Genomic DNA, 19,992 nt, shown 5'->3' on the forward strand with positions numbered 1-19,992 from the left:
TCACCTAAAATTTAATAACCCTTTTGTTTTTCGAGTACGAAACTGGATAAAATCGTTGCGATCTTCAATATTTAGATAAATATTCATTTTTTTCACTTCCGAAAAACACTGCCCCAGATCATGATGATAACGGTGGCCTGGATACACCAACACTTCATCAGGTATCATTTTTTTTAGATAATTCAGGGAATCAAACATCATGCCCGCATCTCCACCTTTGCTATGGCAAAACCCACACCCCTCATTAAACAAAGTATCCCCTGTAAATAAAACGTTATCAATTTGAAAGCAAAGACCGCCGAAAGTATGTCCCGGGGTTTGATGGATGATGATGCTGGGAAGATGCTCTAAATTAAGGAGGTTTTGAAAAGGATAAATCGCTTTAAGATTATGACATTGAAATCCATAATACTCTATTTCAGAACTACTCATAAACACAGGACACTCATAATATTTGGCAAAATAATTCGCCAAATGCGAATGATCGAGATGATGATGGGTCAACAAAATTGCGACAACCCTTAATTCATTGCGCGTTACAAAATCCTGAAATTTTCTTTTTTCCCATGAAGGATCGATAAAAATGCACGTTTTATTTTCTGTATCGACAACAACAGGACAGTAATTTATAAATTTGAATCGCTGGGTTTTAATGATTTCGATGTACATCATGAACTCGTATAAAATTAAAATCAGGGTGATACATCATTTGATAATGGTACTTATCAAAGCAAATAATCTGATTTTTTTTGACTTCTAAACCAACAGGTTTTACCTTAACCAACCGCGATACTACATCCTCTTCCGTTTGCAGGGTAAAGACTGGATTTTTATCAAAATAAAGTACTGGAGAAACCAGCAGCTCACCGGTGATTTTATGAGAATCAAACAACGTAAAATAATACGATATATGGGCCTCATCTTTGAGTTTCCGTAAAACCATACGGTTTCGCGCACACCAAGATTCTAATGCTTTCGCTCCCTCAAATAGTGCAAGCTCATTAGCAGACAATTTGAAATGAATCTTTATAATATAATTTTCCTGACAATGTTCTAGCAATGCTTCACTTTCCCATAGCAAAAGTTGCGCATCTCGCTCTGCAATGAGCATGACATAAGAAGTTGTTAAATCGAGATAATCAATATAGTGACTTTTAGAACCTTTTCCGGCTTGAAACTCACTAACGATTATTTGTTTTTCCAAACACAATGCCGCTTCACATGTTACGGGCTCAAAATGAGTCACATTCGAAATCTTAATCATCACGCACTCCAATCGCCTTCTCCATGTTTTGGCTACGCATTTGAATATTCCATATTCCACCTGTGACCATTTGATATTCATTACTTAACAAGGGCTTAATTTTGTAATGTGCTTTTTCCAATTCATGCCAAGGTAAAGCTGGAAAAAAGTGATGCTCCACGTGATAACCAAAGTTTAAAAATAAATAATGCTGTAACCATCGTGGAAACCAGGTACTTCGCGTCGTTAAAGTATGTTCTTTTAGGGTAGGTCGATGTTGAGTAGGTTCTAAACCTAAATGCTGCGGAGTAGACAAAGTTTCCCAGAGGACTCCATAAATCAAAATCGCTGGAACTAGGTTTTTAAACGTTACAAAACTGGGGAAACACCATTTTAAAAATACATAAGCAAAAAATAAAAAGAGTACCGAAAACAAACATTGTCGAAACCTGATTCGGGATAGTTTTTTTTGTTTGAGCAATTTAAGAGGATAAGTCCAATAAACCAGATGTAAGAACAACACATTTAAGGGAATAAAGGTTCTCCAGCCTACATGAAAGATCCACGGTAACTTCTTACTTATTTTGGCCTGCTTCAGTAATTCAAATACCGGATCTTTATCGATATGCCCAGTCCACTTATGGTGCTCTTCATGAATGATTTTCCATGGATAAAATGGCATACAACAAAAAATACTCATGTAATGACCCAGAACCACATTGAGCCAGGATTTATTCGATAAAGTATTATGACCACACTCATGCAGTAAAATAAAATTATGCAGAAATAAAATCGCCAAAAAAAGTTCACCCAGGCAATAGAATAGTAAGTTGTTTTTTCCCAACAAAATAACTGCAGCATAAAGCAAAGCGATATCAGCAATTAAAAAACCAAGACTCTTTGTAAGTTGACGCTTAAAATTCAGTGATTTTCTCACTTCAGTATATTCTTCATTACTTAACATAAAAGTTCTTCCTTCTTCTTCGCAATAGAATTAATGAGTTGTGATATAGAAACAGGCTCAAGTAATACAGTGGGTGAAATATTAAGTTTTAACTCACATTTAATTTGCTCTGCCAAATGAATTGCTGCCAATGAATCCAAGCCATAATGGACTAATGATTGATTTAAATCCAAGGTGGTTGTTGCACAATGTACATGTCTTGCAAAAAGTGTCAATAACTCATCTGAATTCGCAGTTTTTGCAGGCATCAATTCCCTCTCTTTTTGAGAGACCATCGCCTTTTGTACCAAAGTATGAGGGCGAGGTCCTATTTTTAAGCGTGCCACAAAAATTGATTGATCTACCTCTTTAGGCATCGCCAACATCTCCACTGAAAAACCAATTTCTTGCAGTAGTTTTTCCCAAGTTTCTGCATGGAGTAACGCGCTTGCGGGGATACGATATTCATCTTTATTGGTATGCCATTGCTTAAATAAGCCGAAGGTACAAGCAAGAAATAAGCTATTCGCTGTTGCTTCATTGATAATCAATACGCCATCCTTACGAAGTAATGGAATAATGTTCAGCAGGCATTGACGAATATTATCAGTAGTATGCAATACATTACTTGCAATAATGAGATCAAATTGTTTGTTCATCATGGGCTTGTTAATATCTAGAATACATGTTTCCACTTCAGCATACTTAGAGAAGTATTCTTTAGCCCGCGCTACAAATTGAGGATTAATGTCACTGAATGTGAAATGAACCTTATGTGCACATTGCGTGAGTATTGCTTCTGTTGTGGCCCCCGTACCCCCTCCTAACTCAAGAATATCAACCTGAGTATCACGGGCATCACTAATGTCCTTGACTAAAGAGGCAATGGTTTGATTGTAATAATGTGCCAAAAGATTCTTTTGATAAATACCACGAACTAAATCATCTCGGCCAAAAGGGAACATAATCTGCTGGATGGTTTTTTGTCCTGTAACTACCTCAGTAAAATGCAGTCCACACACCTTAAGTAATTGAACAAACGGTTTAATTTGAGGGTACTTCCTTATTAATTGCAATTGATCGTGAAGTAATTCAATGTGGGATTTAATTTGATGTGGGTTTTGAGAAACATGATTTCGTTCAAAATCTTTGAGCATGTTGATTAATGCTAAATAATAAGGTTCATAGTCCTTTTGCACTTCTGGTCTTGAATAATTTTGACTCCAAACTAATCCTTGGGTCTGCAAATGATGTTTCATTAAGTGAAAACAAAAATACTCTAACTCAAATAATCCTCGATTAAAGAGAAGCAAATCCTCAATTTCTTGGGTTAGGGAATCCGTGCAAATTGGCATCATGGTTTTTACTGATTCTGAAACATTGAAAAAACTTAGATCAGACTGAGGCAAAGAAGCTGTCAATTGTAAGGAATGATAACCTTGCTCTGGAGTAATCGGAGAAATCCCTGAGGAGAGCATCAATTGGTTTGCAACCTCATCGTCTTGTTGCCAAAAACCCCAATGAACCAATTTCGCTTTCTCAGAACGCAACGCCTTAATTAATGCATCCGCATAATAACAGGTTGCAGAGTAAGCACCTCTATTTTTATTTTGCGTATAAATTTGTACTGAAGAAGTGATGATAACGTGTTTCACTTCCCTACGATGACATGCTTTGATTAAATGATAAGTACCTAATACCTTCACACTCATTTGCGACAAATAATCTTCATAATTCAATGAAGTCACCGGAGATTCACTATAACAAGCGCCTAAATGATAGAGCCAATCAATTGTCCCATAGCGTTGAATCACCTCATCTAGCAAAGAGTCAACTTCAACCGCTACCGTGCAATCCATTGTTTTCCAATGAAGGACTCCTTCGGTTCGTGTTTTGATAGAGCGACCAACAATAATGAGTGCGCGAGGATTACGTTCAATAAACTTGGGCACCAAAAGCCTTCCTACGTGCCCATCACCACCAATAAGCACGATGACCTCATCAGTACGTAGGCAGGGATTTAATGTATGATTCACAGCTTTAAGTTGCCGGTGCCACACTCCGTCATGCGCCAAAACCAAAGGAAAAGCTTGGCCTTGATTTGATAAAACAAGCGCTTGAGCACTAATCCTATTGTCCGCAAGATCAATGCACTCAATCAACCAAAATGGATGTTCCTTTTTTAATGATTGGGCTAAACCATGCATGCTTGCCGCATAAGGATTAATAACCGATTCCTTTAATCCATAAGCATTATTGCTAAAAATATAAAGGGTTAAGGATTTTTCACGATAGGCCAGTTCTTCCAGCCTTTTAATTAAATCTAAAAAGCCCGCCATTCCCAAGCGCTGGGAGTCCAGAAGAGATATCGTGTTTATGGGCTCTTGACACATCCCCGCAAAATAATAAATCAATTCACAAGGGTGTTCGTGCAGCCATCGCATGCCCTGTTCTACTGAATCCTGCTCTTCAACAAAGATAAAACAACTCATCCCTTTATAGGGAATTTGCTGCAGCGCTTCTTTTACCTGTTGCTCCTGCATTCGCGTTAAAAATAGAGCCCGGTGCTGATAACGATGCAACTCCAGCGAACGAACATTTTTTTTTCTCCAAATTGGCTCATACGCTTCAATCTCTTTATTAATAGCTTTAGATGTCTCTGGAGCGTCAAACCAACAATAATGGGTTGCAAAAGGATAAACAGGTAATACCAATGGAATGGCATTAATACCCTCATAAACACGTTGCCAATCAATTGAACGACCCTCTTGATAGGCAAGGGCAAGCCTTTCTAAATAATCCTTCAATTGATGAGGAATATGCTGCAACCCAAGAAGAGTCTGTTCCTGGGAGTAATTCTCATGTAACCAATTAGATGATTTACCCTCCCTTTTTAATTGTTCACACAAATCGTCAAGGTCTTCCACAATCAATAACTTGCGGCATTCAAAATCAGCACGTCCTACGTTTAAGGTATAACTTAATTGAGTCAGACAAACACTATCGGTTACAGTACATACATAATCCAGTAGCTGTTCTGAAATTCTTACCAACGCTTCATTGCTCTTGGCGGATAATTTGATCGGAACATAAGGCAGCTTCGGTAATTGTTCTGAGGAGGTCTCATCGCGCGTCAAAATACAATGACCATTACTGCCCCCAAAACCAAAACTATTAATCGCAATCGTTGTTAATCGAGTAACCTCCGCTTTTTTTGCAATTCGAAACGGGCTTTCAGCAAGTCGAATGAGGGGATTCACTTCCTGAAAATTTGCCTGCGGCGGAATTATTTGGTGTTTCAACATCAACAATCCTTTAATCACCCCCGCAAGGCCTGCCACAGGTTCGGTATGACCTATATTACTCTTTACCGAACCGATATAAAGCGGCTTTATTCGTGGCGCAAATAACTCCTGTAAGACCGAGAACTCGATAGGATCCCCTAGACGAGTTGCGGTCGCATGTGCTTCAAAATAATCGATTTCATCAATCGATATTCCACCCTGATACACTTGTGATAATAATTGTTTTTGTGCCAGCGGATTCGGAGCAGTTAATGATTGTGATTGCCCTCCATGATTGACTTGAATCGCTTTTATTGTGGCTTCAATACGTAACTTTTGCGCGGCCGCCAAAGTATCCCCCACCAACCATAGACCAGCAACCCCTTCACCTTTTACATACCCATCCGCTTGGGCATCAAAAGGACGGCAATAATTCGTGGGTGAGAGAACATTTAATTGGGTCGTCAATTCAAGTGTTTTTATATCACAAAGCAAACTCACACCTAGAACCAGTGCGGACTCACATTCACCGTTCTTAATTGCCGCAACAGCACGGTTCAAGGCGGTAAAACTGCTCGAGCAAGCTGTATCAATGGTCTCACTCGGACCATGGAAATCAAAAAAATGGGAAATGCGGTTTGCAGCGAAAGTCTTTGCACACCCGGTAATTTGATAAAGACTATTTATCTGACTCCGATCCAATAGACGTGCATAATCATCAAATTGGATAGCAACAAATACCCCGATATTTTTTCCTTTCAATGTGGCAGGTGAAACGCCCCCTTGCTCGAATACATGCCAGGATAGTTCTAATAGCTTGCGCTGTTGGGGATCCATATATTTTGCTTGTTCCAAACCCAACTCAAAAAAGTGAAAATCAAAATCCGCATAATGGTCAATAAAGCCTATCTTACGTGATTCATCGTGCTCATCCTTAAAACGGATCTTTAAAGGCATCTGAGTACAATCTTTACCAGTCAATAAAGCGTGCCAGTATTCTTCGGGGGTAGGACATTGAGGGAAAGAACAATGATAACCACAAATAACCACACCGACTGAGGTTGAATCCAGTTTTTCGGACAACGGGAGAGGAAAATTTTTGGTATTATTCTGTAAATATTCATGTAGTTTCTGTAGCGTATGGAATTCAAAAAACTGGTTGGGATCAATGTGTATATGATACTGTTTGGCGATTGCTTCGGCGAATTCACTAAGCGTCAATGAATTAAATCCCAATTGATAAAAAGTATTCTCTGCTTTAATTTGCTGAGCAGAAATTCCCAAAATGGATTCAATTAATTCATATAATGAATTCCCTTGATTGAGGCTTATATGTTCCTGCAATTTCTTAACTTGAACCGTCAAACACTCTTGGGTTAAATATTTATGAAATTGTTGAGGATCCCCCTTAAACGGAATGTACTCACCTGCTTCTAAAGTAAGTAGCTGGCGACAAATACTTTGTATGTTGTCCGTCGTTAACGGTTCTAAACCCTGAGTATTTTTACTCCATTTCAACCAATTTAACTCAGCAGATGATGCTGAGGTTTCCGTCATGACAAAAGGTAAGTAGACACACACATGTTCTTGGCAATAGTCAGAATGTGCAATCAAAGCAGCATTATAAATTGCATAATCCTCTTGGTTACTAAATCCAGCTAATGCAGATAAAGAAGAAATACTGATTAGTTTATGGGGATGATTTAGTTGAATAAATCGACTTAAGTGAGGTTGTATTTTTTTTCGTTGTGCCACTTCATTTTTGTTTTTACCAGGCATCACTCCTAAACAATTAATGATAAAATCGTAAGTAAAAGAACGATGATAGGGACTAGAAAAATCATGTTGGATGTACTGAATTTCGCCTCCTAAATCAGCAAGCATCTGCTGTCGTTTCACATCCAGGGCACTGCGTCCAATAACATCAAATTGATAAATTCCGGCAGCTATTAATGTGTGGCAAAATTGGTATCCAATAGCGCCCAAACCACCCAATACGACTACCCGCAGTTCCGATTGGAGTCGTATTGGGTGAAGTGGCGTGGTTACTAAACTTAAACTAATTGCCTGGCGGGTTGTATCATATACCACCAAGCGATGATCGAGCTGTTGCGCTTCATTACTCACTATATTGGCTACCTCAGAAGGAGACAAAGAAAATAAATGAGGAATTAAAATATTCTTATGATAATATTTTACTTGATTCGGCAAAGACATCATCAATGCATGCGACTCCATCCATTGAGTCCGACTTTGATGGATAAATATAAATTGAACCTCCGGATTTACCACAATACATTGGCTTATCCAGGCAATAAGCTGTTCTGAGGTAAAGCGTGCTTCCCCAAAAACAATGACTACTTTTTTCACTCGTGTTTCTGTGGTAGCCCGTTTGAAATACATTTGCTGGACTCCATTATCCAGCTGGTAGAGCTCTTCAAAAATTGAAACAGGCTCCACGTTACACATAATCCGATCCATTCGATAACAATGATGAGTCGCTATTTCTGCATCAGGCAACCAATAATTTTGTTTGTTGTATTGAGTTTTGGGTCGTGCAATGAGATTGTGTGAATAATTTTGTAAAATTAAATGTGCATTACTGCCACCGGCCCCGAAACTACTCAGTCCAGCAAAGTGAAGTGTTTGTTGCGGCAAGTAATGGGTACATATTTGAATGGGTGCCGCATTGATATTTAACCCCGGGTTTAAAGGCAATGCATTGATGGACGGTGCTAATGCTTGCGCTTGGAATTGGGCAATCAATTTCACAATCCCAGCCATACCGGCAGCTGCTTCCAAATGCCCAAAATTACTTTTAATCGAACCCACGTACAATGGTTTTTGCACTGAACGCGTACCAAATACCTGCTTTAATGCAGCAAGTTCAATTGGATCACCTAAAGAGGTTCCTGTTCCGTGTGCCTCAATGTAATCGATTTGCTCAGGTTTAATTCGCGCTTTGGTTAAAGCGTGCTGCATCACCTTTGCTTGGGCAGCCGCATTAGGAACAGTAAATCCACTGCCCATCCCTCCATGATTTAATGCTAAACCCTTAATCAATGCATAAATCGAATCCCCGTCAGCCAGTGCTTTGTTTGCCTTTTTCAAAAGCAGCACAACAACGCCTTCGCCAGGGACATAGCCATCGGCTTGCTCATGAAATGGAGCGCTTTTCCCAGTTGGTGATAAGAATTTATTTTGCACCAATGAGGCTAATTTATAAGGATGGGAACAAAGGTTTACGCCCCCCACTAACATCGCATCCACTTCATCCGTTGTTAAATAACGACAAGCTAATTCAATGGCAGTAAGTGAAGAGGAGCACATAGAATCTAGAGAGAAACTAGGACCGGTCAAATTCAACGCATAAGACACACGATTCGCTATACTTGCCCCTGAAGATTGCGGACATTTAACCTCAGAACACTCTTGGTATTGCTCCACTCCATAGTTCTGATAAAGATGAAACATGGACGCCGCAACCACCCCCATATTTTTCTCTTGAATCTGTGCATAACCCGCGTCTTCTAAACAATGCCAGGCATTCGCTAAAAACAATCGTTCTTGGGGATCAATTAGCGTTGCATCTCGGGGTGAGATATTAAAAAATAAAGGATCAAAACTGGAAATATCATCCAAATAACCTCCCCAAGGATAAGGGGTATAATGCCAATTTCGTTGCACCATTTTAATTGAATTTTTGCCGGCAGCTAAATTATTCCAGAGTTCTTCCAGATTGGCGGCATCAGGTAATTGAAATGACATTCCAATAATCGCAATGTCGTGTTCATTAACTTCAGGCGCCTCCAGTTGGGTAGGGAACTTAAGCTGCCTTGTTTGTGACTTTAATAACCGATGTTGGAGCAATTTAGGGTTAGCAATCACCACATGAGGTACATTTGTTGCAAATGCATGTTCTAACAATGCAAAAGCACGTGGCGCGCCTAAAGGTAAGGTCCCATATTCCTCTTGCAGTTTTTGCAATTGATGCGGGTTAATTTCCATCCCGCCATCTAACCAATAAGGCCAACTGATACTAATAAATCGGGAATACTGTTTTCCCGCAAGCCGTAATTGTTCTTGTTCGCAGGCATAGCCATTTACAGCAGCATTAGCAGCAGCATAAATGCTTTGTCCAAGATTGCCAATCTCGGCGGATAAAGACGAATAAATACAATAAAAATCAAGTTGCTTATATTGTAGTGCATGATGAATTACCCTCAAACCGTCTAATTTAGAACGTAGCGTTTTGGTAATATCATTGTTACTAATATTCATCAGCAACCGGTCATGCTTTTCACCCGCTAAATAAAATAATCCATCGATAGGAAAATCATGCGTTGCGAAAAAATCGTTTACTGCATCCGCATCGGCTACATCCAAGGAGTAATAGGTAATATTCTCATCAGATTCAATCTTTTGACTTCGTCCAATAACATGAATTTTCGCGTTGTATTGTCTACGCAGATAACTGGCGAGCAATCGGCCTAAGCCTCCATGACCACCAACAATCAAATAGCTTCCTCCAGTTTTAAAACTGGAATGGGATATCGCATAATTCAATTGTGGTTGCAGGTAACTTACCGCATAAAGCGCATCTTGATGAAGGTAAATACATCTCTGCCTACTCGATAAATACCTAGTAGTTTCGTTAACACATTCATCACTTACGAGAATCGAGAATTGCTGTTGAGGGTATTCTTTAGCAAGACACGAAAAGAATGCAGAAACGGAAGGGATTAAAAGTACTTGCTTAGGAGATAACCCCAAAACTATTGGAGGCAAGGTTCCTTGACCACCGGATAGAAGCTTGGCAAATGTTTCTACTAAACGAGACAAAACAGTGTGCAAATCAAGATCCGTCTGATGATAGCGTCCATCATAAATCACCCAATCTTCTTTAGGGTGTTTTTGATAAAGTTTCAATGCTTGGTCATAGGTTAAGCGGTCATTAATGATCAATACCTGCTTATTATCTAAACGCTCCTTTATTTTGGTTTTTGTAGGAATATAAAGTGCATAATCAGCATATTCTAAGGGTGCCGATAAGTGTTCTGCCTGCTCTACACAGCCAGCCTTTGGCGGATTGATCGTAGGATCCATCGATGTGGCTATGTTCATGGACGTCGACGAGCGAAGAGTACTTATTTTTTGTGTGAGATTTCTTGTTATGGAAGATGAACCCCGCGAATTAATATATGCAGTTAATTTTTCCATGGTATTTTGTTCGAACAATAACGTGGGGTAAAGCTCCAAATTGAATTGTTGTTCGAGTACATCGACCAAAGCGATTAGGCTGCTGGAATCAAAACCTAAATCAAAAAAAGAGACCTGAGGCTCTAAAAAATCAGGGGCATCCTGTATATGATTTCTTATCAATGCTGCAATTTTTTTGTATGTATCCCCATGAACGGTTGGCAACGGGTTTACGGACTGTATTACATCTTGCTGCCTAAATTGCCGACGCTGAAATCGCTTATTTGTTAAGCCCTCAAGAGCAACTACTAAATCGCCTGTCGGTGTAAATATATGAATACGACTTTTGATTAACGACTCATGTTGCGTTGGCATTATTTCAGCTTTGACTATCAATGTTGATGTTGTAACCCGTCCAAAGACGCTTACCTTATCAATTCCTAATGGTAAATAACCTATGTCCGGACCTGCATGCGCTACTTCATCAAAATGCAACGCAGCTATGGCAAAGGTAGCACCATCCAATAGCGCAGGATGTAAATAAAAAGAGGATAAATAAGCTTGGGCTTTGCTCCCTAAAGTCAAGTTCATAGTGATTTTTGAATCATTGATGCCCGTGGTACCACTGACCTGCATAAATTCACCATGCTCAATAAATGAAGCACGTGCCAAACTATATATCGTGCTCATTGAATGAATTTGTTCATTTTCTTTTGACAGGTGCATCAAGACAGGTAAATTCGGTTTCTTAAACTCAACGACTGATTTGAAATGAACGATATTTTGACTTTGTTCTTGATGATAGATTTCTAGAGAATGATCTTGGGAATTATAAACCATACATAAAATAAGGGTCTCACCTGGTTCCACTTTAGCCGCATGAGGATAGCTCACTTGGGTGAGCTCAAAACATTCAGACTGAAAGCAGCGTGCAATAATGTCTAAATACGCAATGCCAGGTAGCACCCGGGTGCCATCGATTCGGTGATCCGCAACCAGATAATTATCTGCATTTAATTTAATTTTAAATTCGTTCAACATTAAAAAATTCATCCATTATTTCGGAATTTGGTTCTTTCCGTTGTGAAACGGCTCGCTTTATTGATTGGTGCTTTGGGATACTACTCGAAAGAATTACATGGGCATTTGTTCCTCCAAAACCAAATGCACTCACCCCAAAATAATGAGTGCGAGTCGCATCTAAGATTTTGGGTTCATCAAGCAAACACAACGGAGAATGGGCAAAATCATAACGAGGATTGGGAGTTATTTTTTCAGGCTGAGGCAACAAACAATGATGGTAACTGCATAAAGCCGTCTTAATGAACCCAGCCATGCCAGCAGCACTTAATGTGTGACCAATATTTGCTTTCACACCACCGACTACACATTTTTTAATGGATGAGTGGCCTAAAACATGAGTTAAGGCCTGTAATTCCATAGGATCACCCAATTCTGTGCCGGTAGCATGCATTTCAACATAGTCCAAATGCTGTGCTGTCAAACCGGCATTGGCTAATGCCTTTTGAATCACTTTTTGCTGAGCTTTAGGATTGGGAGTCGTATACCCCATAGTACTCCCATCATTATTGACCGCAATGCCTTCAATCACACAATAGATCTTATTTCCATCTGCGATTGCTTGTTCTAAAGGTTTTAAAACGACAAAACCACCGCCTTCACTGAGAACAATGCCATTCGCACGAACATCAAAAGGACGACATCTAAAATCCGGTGATAACGCTTTAGCTGCATCCATCAAAGCAAAAGGCCGAGTATTGACTAATCCATCAATACCCCCGACTAAAGCCAGTTCAATATCACCTGCTCTTAGCGCAGAAACTGCATGATACAATGCAACCAAAGAAGATGAACAAGCCGTATCTACGACTTCCGCAGTACCGCTCAAATCAAAAAAATGATTGATATGAGCCGCAATAAAATTTTGCCCCTGACCAATAATGGTAAACTGGTTAATCTCTTGTTGCGCACTAAAATCTGCACGTGCACCTACGAAGACCCCGGCATTCATCCCTTTGATTGTTTCCTTGGTAAAACCGGCATCAAAAATAGCGTGCTGACTTAACGTCAATGCACGCGTAACTAAAGGATTAATTTGCCGTTGATGCGCTTTAGAAAATCCAAAATCAAGTGCAGATGCCCATGCATGTTCCTCAATAAATCCACCGTGAAAAGCAACATATTCAATTCGATCAACGCGGTCTTTAGGAATGGGGGTAATTGAGATTTTAGCATCCAGTAAATTATCCCAAAATTGTTCCACATTATGGGCACCAGGGAACTGGCATCCGATACCAATTACTGCAATTTTCTTCGGATTGTTTCGTTGTTTTAGAGTTATCATTGGCTTGCTCAATGTCTCGGGTTCGAAGCCATTAATTTGTTGGATATGAGACGCTAAGCGGCCAAGCGTATTGTGTTCAAAGATCACTTCTGCAGCAAGCATTAAGCCCATTACCGCTTCTATTTTCTTTAACAAAGCCATTAAAAGAACCGAATCAATTCCATATTCGGCAAAACTCCTATCCAGCTTAATCTCGTCTTCAGTAACACCGACCACCTCCATAAGGATCCGCTTTAACACCTCTAATGCATTGCTTGGAATTGATAAATTCTGCTCTGACAAAGGAGCATTTAGAGAACGGCCATTCTTACTTGGCATGATCACTGAAGAACTTGTTGCAGAAGCTAATAACGTTGTAAGTAATGCCAGGGCTTCATGGGTTTTATAACTTCCAAGTTGGCTTCGTTGATAACTGCTACTTCGCTCCGCGTTTTTACTGAACTCATTCCATGCAGGCCATGCAATACTCAATACTTTTCCCGGATGCAGTTGGGCAAATGCGTTTAAATAATGATTACTCAAAGCATAATCAACGACCCCCATTGCAAGTTCTGGAAGAACCCCTGATACAGAAGAAAAAAGAACTAATCGTTCGAATCCATAAGAGTTTACTACCGGCCATAACGCATCAAGTGCTGCTTTTTTAGGATGGAACATTTGAGCGAACTCATTTTTGGTAAGCTCAGTGAGGGACTTGGTTTGCTTTGGGGTAACGCCTGCACAATGGAAAATCCAACCAAAATGACTTTTTTCCTTCATGACTATTTTTAAAAAAGTGGCTAATAATTCCTCTTGAGCTAAATCTCCGATGTAGTAAAAAACTACACAACCTTGCTTTTTTAATTGGTGAATCAATTGAACGGTTTTTCCTGCCTTACAGGACGACTTCAGATAATGCTCCCATAAATTTTCTTGGGGTAAAGGGGTAATTCCAGTTAAAATTAATTTACGAACACCGCGCGCAACGAGCCACTTTGCAACTTCCGCACCGATACCACTCGTACCGCCTGTAATTAAGTAAACCTTTTCCGAGTCTATGGCAATAGAGGCTGATTTCTTATATTCCCGCTCTTGTAATACTTGGATAAAGCGCTGTGCTTGAGTATAACGAATTTTATGATAACTAAGGTTTATTTGCCTTAATTCCTCTTGAATGAGCTCGTAGGTAAAAAATGGAGGCTCCAGCACTAGGGTAGCTGTTTTTAATCCTATAGTTTGTTCATTCATGCACCTCAGAAAATAAGCGATCACCTCCAAGTTAGGTGAATGGCTTTCGTTAATCTGCAGTATCGTTCCTTTTTTAGTGGCGAGAGCAATCTGTTGTAAAAAACTTAAATGTTCAATTAACTCAAGCTCATCATTGCAGCAATCAAGCAATATAAACTCATCAGGCAATAACTCGATTATTTGTTTTGACGTTACTGCGCTCTGCTCTTGAGGGAAGTGCCATTCACTTTGAGAGGTATAAATAAAGTGGATAACATCTTGAGCCAAATGTTTTCTTATCTCTGCTTCATTACTTTTAGTGCTTAGCACCACCCATTTACATGATGAGGGCACCAGCGGTTTATTCGTATGTTCCTGTTGCTGCCATACATATTCATAAAATCGATCTGGAGTCGTGCTATTTTCAACTTCATGAGCATAGCGACGATTTTGAAATACGGTTCGCGGCAGGGGACTAACTTTAGGCTGAATCGTATGCTCATAGCTTTGTAAAATCACATGCGCATTACTGCCACCTGCACCAAAGCTAGACACACCCGCATAATAACACTGGTCCTTAGGATGAACAGACCAACTGGATGGGTTTTGACATAGAATTAATGATTTAGGCAATTGAATATTAGGGTTCAGACTGCTCGCGTGCAGACTTGTATAAAGCTTTTTTTGTTGCATTTGTGCGATTACTTTGACCATACCTGCAAGCCCTGCTGCTGCTTCCATATGGCCTAAATTTGATTTTAAGGAACCAATAAAGCATGGCGAATCCCGCTCGGTAAATACTTTGCTTAAACCTTTTATTTCAATCGGATCCCCTAATTGGGTTCCAGTACCATGGCACTCCACATAACTGATGTCTTCGGGTTTTAACCCTGCGTTTACGATTGCTTTTTTAATTACTTCTGCTTGGGCATTTGCATTAGGAACGGTATAACCTGAACTGGTCCCATTATGAGCGACACTACTGCCTTTAATCACGGCATGGATACGATCCCCATCACGGATTGCTGCGTGGAGGGGTTTGATTAAAATGCTCACGACTCCTTCACTTGGTACATAGCCATCGGCGTGTTCTCCAAAACTGGCACAATGTCCCTGAAGCGATAACATATTTCGATGCAAGAGTTCTTGATATTTATAATCATGACTAATGAGATTTACCCCTCCCACTAAAGCCATGGATGCATCATTGGCAAGAATGGCTTGCATTGCTAAATGTAATGCGGTTAATGAAGAGGAGCACATACTGTCAAGCGTAAGACTCGGTCCAGTAAAATTAAGCACACTGGAAATTCGATTGGCAATACTTGCAGCGGTTGAATTCGCTAAAACTGTTTTTTGTTCTTTTAAGCTTTTTTCAAAACCCGTTAATTGATAAAAATTATTCATAGCACCAATAAACACCCCAACGGATTGAGGTTGATTGTCAAGACGAATTCCCGCATCTTCTAAGCAATGCCATGCGTTTTGCAGCATAATTCGTTCTTGCGGACACATTATCAATGCATCGTTAGGCGCAATATTAAAAAAAAGGGCATCAAAATCATTGGCATTTTCGAGCAATGCGCCAAAACCATAACTTCGACTATCAATTGGCTGAATGCAATTTTTCTCGTTTTCCAAAATCTCGATGAATGAGGGGAAATCAGAAGCTTGAGGAAAATTAACAGCCATGCCAATAATTGCCATATCCGCTGCAGAAGAAATTGGGACGGACCAAGGCTGTGGCTTTTGCTCTTCGCGTCTTCGAGGAGTATGAATGCTGAAATGTGCTATTAATTCATCAAACGTTGTATGGTCAAATAACAGCGTTTTGGGTTGACTGCCAAAATGAGATTCTAAATCAAAAATAATATCCATAGCCAATAAAGAATCTAAACCTAGCTTACTAAATTGGCCCACTCTTTTTAGCTCATCAGAGGTCATGTTTAGGCGATGGGAAAAAATAGAATAGACTAATTCTTGAGTCGATTTTGTATCTACTCCTGCATTATCTACATCGGTGGACAACCCCTGGGATGCAAGCGGTAGGTTTGCTGATGTATTCAGTACTTGTGCATGTACTCCTACGTCCCGCGGCTTATCCGCGGGATCCAATGAGGTCTCAATATTTCTGGATCCTGCAGATAAATAACCGGGCGTAGTAGGACGATAAGATGTTATAAGATAATGCGCTTTTAATTCTTCAATTACGACACACAGTGTCTCCTCTTCATCAAAAATTTGAATATGAAAACTAAGCGGGCCTATTTTTTTTGTGCACACTAAAGCATGATTCCCTAACTTTTTAAGAAGTATCATTTTTTTAGCGCTTACCGGTAAAGAAAGCGGTTGTTGTTGATACAAAGTGAAATAGCCAACGGTTTGTAACGCAGCGTCTAGGAGGTAAGGATTAAACAAAAACTCGCTAAAATCTCCATTAAATTGAATCGGAGCAAAAACCCGGTCTTCTAAGGCAAAAAGTTGCTTGATGTTTTTTAAATCCGGACCATAGTTAATCCCTGCTTGTTCAAAACAGCGATAAAATTCAGCGCAGTCAATTGTTTGGGAGATACGTTTGAACTCATGCAAATTAAAAGGAACTACGTCTTTTTCATGTTCTGCAAATTCTGCTCTAAAAAACGAATCTCCATCATGAAGGAGTTCAAGGGCGCTATGAGTTCTATTTATATTAACCTTCAACAATGGATTAAGTGCAGGCAATGCTTTGAGCCAATGCACATTCACACAATTTAAGGGTAGTTCATTAAGGAAATACTGAGTTAAGGCCAGACTCACTACCCCTGGTAAAATGGCCTGATGATTTACGAGATGCTGACTGAAATAAGTCTGATCCGCGGATAAGGTATATTCTGAAGTGTACTCCCAATAACACTGAATTTTTTTGAATGGGTATACTGGAAACTGAGGTCTATTCTGATTGGCAAACTGTTGGATGACCACATGGGCATTGGTACCAGAAAATCCAAATGAACTTACTGCTGCAAGCGATTTATTTTTAGGCCATGGGCTTAATTCTTTGACGGGATAAAAGGAGGTACTGGCAAAATCAATTTGTGGATTTTCACGTTCACAATGAAGTGTTGCTGGAATTTGTTGGAAATAGCTGCATAAAATAGTTTTGATAAAACCACACACCCCGGCGGCATGGACTGTATGACCAATATTGGATTTTATGCTTCCCAGGCCACATGATTGTTCAGGATTCGTAGACTGTGTTGTAAATAATCGCTGCAACGCATGTACTTCAATAGGATCACCCAGCTCGGTACCTGTTCCATGAGTTTCAATGTATGCGAGATCCTTCGTTGATAAGCCATAGGAAGTGTATATCTGTTGCATTAGTGACGTCTGTGCTAAACCATTAGGTGCGGTAATGCCATTTGATTGTCCATCTTGATTCACTCCACTAGCCTTAATTACGGCATAAATGGGATCGTGATCTTGAAGCGCCTGCGCTAAAGGCTTTAAATAAACACAGCCAACCGCTTCGCCGGGAATAAATCCATTCGCTTTATCACCAAAGGTTTGACAAGCATGATCTGGAGAGAGCATTTTGGCATGATGTGCTTGCTGGAGAAAATTATCATTGCTCATAATAAACACCCCGCCTGCAAGAGCACTCGAGCATTCACCATTTTTAATCGCCTGGCACGCTTGATGTATGGCAACCAAGGAAGAAGAACATGCGGTATCAAAAGTAATTGCCGGTCCCGTTAGATTAAAAGTATAAGAAACTCGTCCAGCAATAACTGATGGGGCATTTCCCCAAAAACTTTGGGCAATAGGTTTTTGTAAACTGTGTATCAAATAATTATTCTGGCTTGCCCCCACAAAAACACCGCAGAATTTATCAGGAAGTTCCATGGGGGAATAACCCGCATCCATTAGCGCAGTTGCTGCTGTTTCTAAAAATAAACGCTGTTGCGGATCCATTGCTTGCGCTTCAATTTTTGGTATATGGAAATATTCGGGATCAAAGGCAAAGACATCAGTTAACCACCCAGCATAATTGGGCTCACGAAAATAGTGTTCTCCTCGTTTCTCTAAGGGGGTAATCGCATTAAATCCTTCACATAAACCACGCCATAATTCTTCCAGATTTTTAGCTTGTGGAAATTGCCCCGCCATACCAATTACAGCAATATCTAAAGACTCTTTAAGCGCTTTAATTTCAGGTGTTTTAGATCGCGTGAACTCAACTCCTTCCATAATGACTTGCCAATTTCCCTGCGCATCACAAACCGTAGCGTCTTGGTCTTTAGCATATAAAAATTCATTAGGCTGATTCCGAACATGAAATAACACTCTTTTGATTTTTTTAGGTAATCCGGGACGAGGATTTTTCTGAAAACAAGGATCATCAAGATAAATCAAAGAATGCAACATGCTCCCCAAAACCGCAGGATAACTGGCCTTAGGATTTAGGACTGCAAAAAATGAATCATTCAAATGATATTGTTCAATAATCCGATAACAATCCCCTAAGTAGTGTAATGAATCCTTCTGATAAAAATCACTCTTCGCTATAGTGTCATCAAAACGAAATTCCCGTCTTCCCGATGAACTTGTTGGGTGGACCTTAGGATCCATGGATACCACAGACATGTCGCCTAAGGTTGTAGACAAAAATTCTCGTACTTTATCTATTTCGCTTTCTAATTTAAATTGATAATTACTTCGTAAAACGATTTCCTTACTGCCATCATCATGCAATTGCTCAATGCTGCAATAATGATTTATGGGATCGATTTCGAGAACTAAATTAATCGTTTGTTCTTCTTCGGCAATTAATAATTTCTTTAATTCAAGCTCGGTTAATTGCATGACTTGTGCTGTAGCTAAAGGCTTCAGAGTGGAGTAGATCATCATGAGTAAATTATCGAGCGGGAACACATAATGACCATCAATCTGGTGCGCTAACCAGTACAAATTACTTTGGGGACTGTAAGTATATTTACGTCGTTGCTTAATCATTAATCAATTCCCCTGCAAATAAATCTACCGGCTGTCTTTCTGGAATGATAGGTTCTTTTTCCTTTAACTGAGACTGAACAAAGGCGGCTAAACGCTGCAAAGTAGGATAATCAAAAATGACAGCCGTGCGTAATGATAAATTAAATGCTTTATTAATATGGGTTACTAAACTGACGCCCGTAATTGAATCAAGCCCCATTTCTGCCAAAGGACGGTCTAATTCAACAGTCTCGTTTTTAGGGAAATGAAGTGCTTCAAGAACGAATTCCGCAATTTTCTGTGTAATCATTCCTTCCTCACAAAATGGAGGAGACGGTGTCCAAGAAACCGATGAGTTGGAATTAGACTGCTTCCTGTGACAACAAAATACCTTTTGCACGGTTACTTGCTCGCGGAAATGTTGTTCTGAAAGATCAAAACCTGCTGCGGTTAATTTTTGCAGCCAAAGATCCTGGCTTAACAAAGGAGAAGCATTTAAGCGCTCGGCGCCGCTCGCTTGCCACCAACCATCAAATAAACCAAAAATAAAATTTAAATACGCTTGTTCTTGCACTGCCTCATTAAGTAAAAATATCCCTTGTGGCTTAAGAATACGTTGCATTTCTTTAAGCGTATACTCTAAATCATTTGCCAAATGAATTACGTTCGAAGCGAGCACCACATCGTAGGAATCATCAGCCACTTGTGCTAAGTGATTCATATCTAAGTGTTCGCAGTGCAAATTAAAATGTACGTGTTGCTGTAATTTTTTACCTTG

Annotated in this window: 6 protein-coding genes (1 of these 6 running past the window's edge); all 6 read right to left on the reverse strand. The window is 39.8% G+C overall.

The window, feature by feature from the left end; genetic code table 11:
• Tightly spaced (each overlapping or abutting the next), the 6 genes in view from ACWTE2_RS12095 to ACWTE2_RS12120 form a layout consistent with a single transcriptional unit that may run on beyond the window.
• Positions 1-672 carry an MBL fold metallo-hydrolase gene (locus ACWTE2_RS12095; protein ID WP_454785530.1) on the reverse strand — a complete coding sequence of 224 codons (672 nt, stop codon included), beginning with the start codon at positions 670-672 and terminating at the stop codon, positions 1-3.
• Complete coding sequence (locus ACWTE2_RS12100) at positions 650-1,264, reverse strand: hypothetical protein (RefSeq protein WP_454785531.1); 615 nt, start codon at positions 1,262-1,264, stop codon at positions 650-652. The genes ACWTE2_RS12095 and ACWTE2_RS12100 overlap by 23 nt, the downstream gene beginning before the upstream one ends.
• On the reverse strand, positions 1,257-2,207 hold the full coding sequence (locus ACWTE2_RS12105) for a fatty acid desaturase family protein (protein ID WP_454785532.1): 951 nt from the start codon (positions 2,205-2,207) through the stop codon (positions 1,257-1,259). The genes ACWTE2_RS12100 and ACWTE2_RS12105 overlap by 8 nt, the downstream gene beginning before the upstream one ends.
• Positions 2,201-11,710, reverse strand: a complete 9,510-nt coding sequence (locus ACWTE2_RS12110; protein WP_454785533.1) for an SDR family NAD(P)-dependent oxidoreductase — start codon at positions 11,708-11,710, stop codon at positions 2,201-2,203. Before ACWTE2_RS12110 ends, ACWTE2_RS12105 begins: the two co-directional genes overlap by 7 nt.
• Positions 11,694-19,235 carry a beta-ketoacyl synthase N-terminal-like domain-containing protein gene (locus ACWTE2_RS12115; protein ID WP_454785534.1) on the reverse strand — a complete coding sequence of 2,514 codons (7,542 nt, stop codon included), beginning with the start codon at positions 19,233-19,235 and terminating at the stop codon, positions 11,694-11,696. The genes ACWTE2_RS12110 and ACWTE2_RS12115 overlap by 17 nt, the downstream gene beginning before the upstream one ends.
• On the reverse strand, positions 19,228-19,992 hold the 3' portion of the coding sequence (locus ACWTE2_RS12120) for an SDR family NAD(P)-dependent oxidoreductase (RefSeq protein ID WP_454785535.1). Its footprint extends 12,192 nt past the window's final position; the window shows 765 of its 12,957 coding nt (coding positions 12,193-12,957); its start codon lies beyond the right edge, outside the window — the gene reads right to left on this strand; its stop codon occupies positions 19,228-19,230. The genes ACWTE2_RS12115 and ACWTE2_RS12120 overlap by 8 nt, the downstream gene beginning before the upstream one ends.

The sequence above is a fragment of the Legionella nigrisilvae genome (assembly GCF_977063395.2).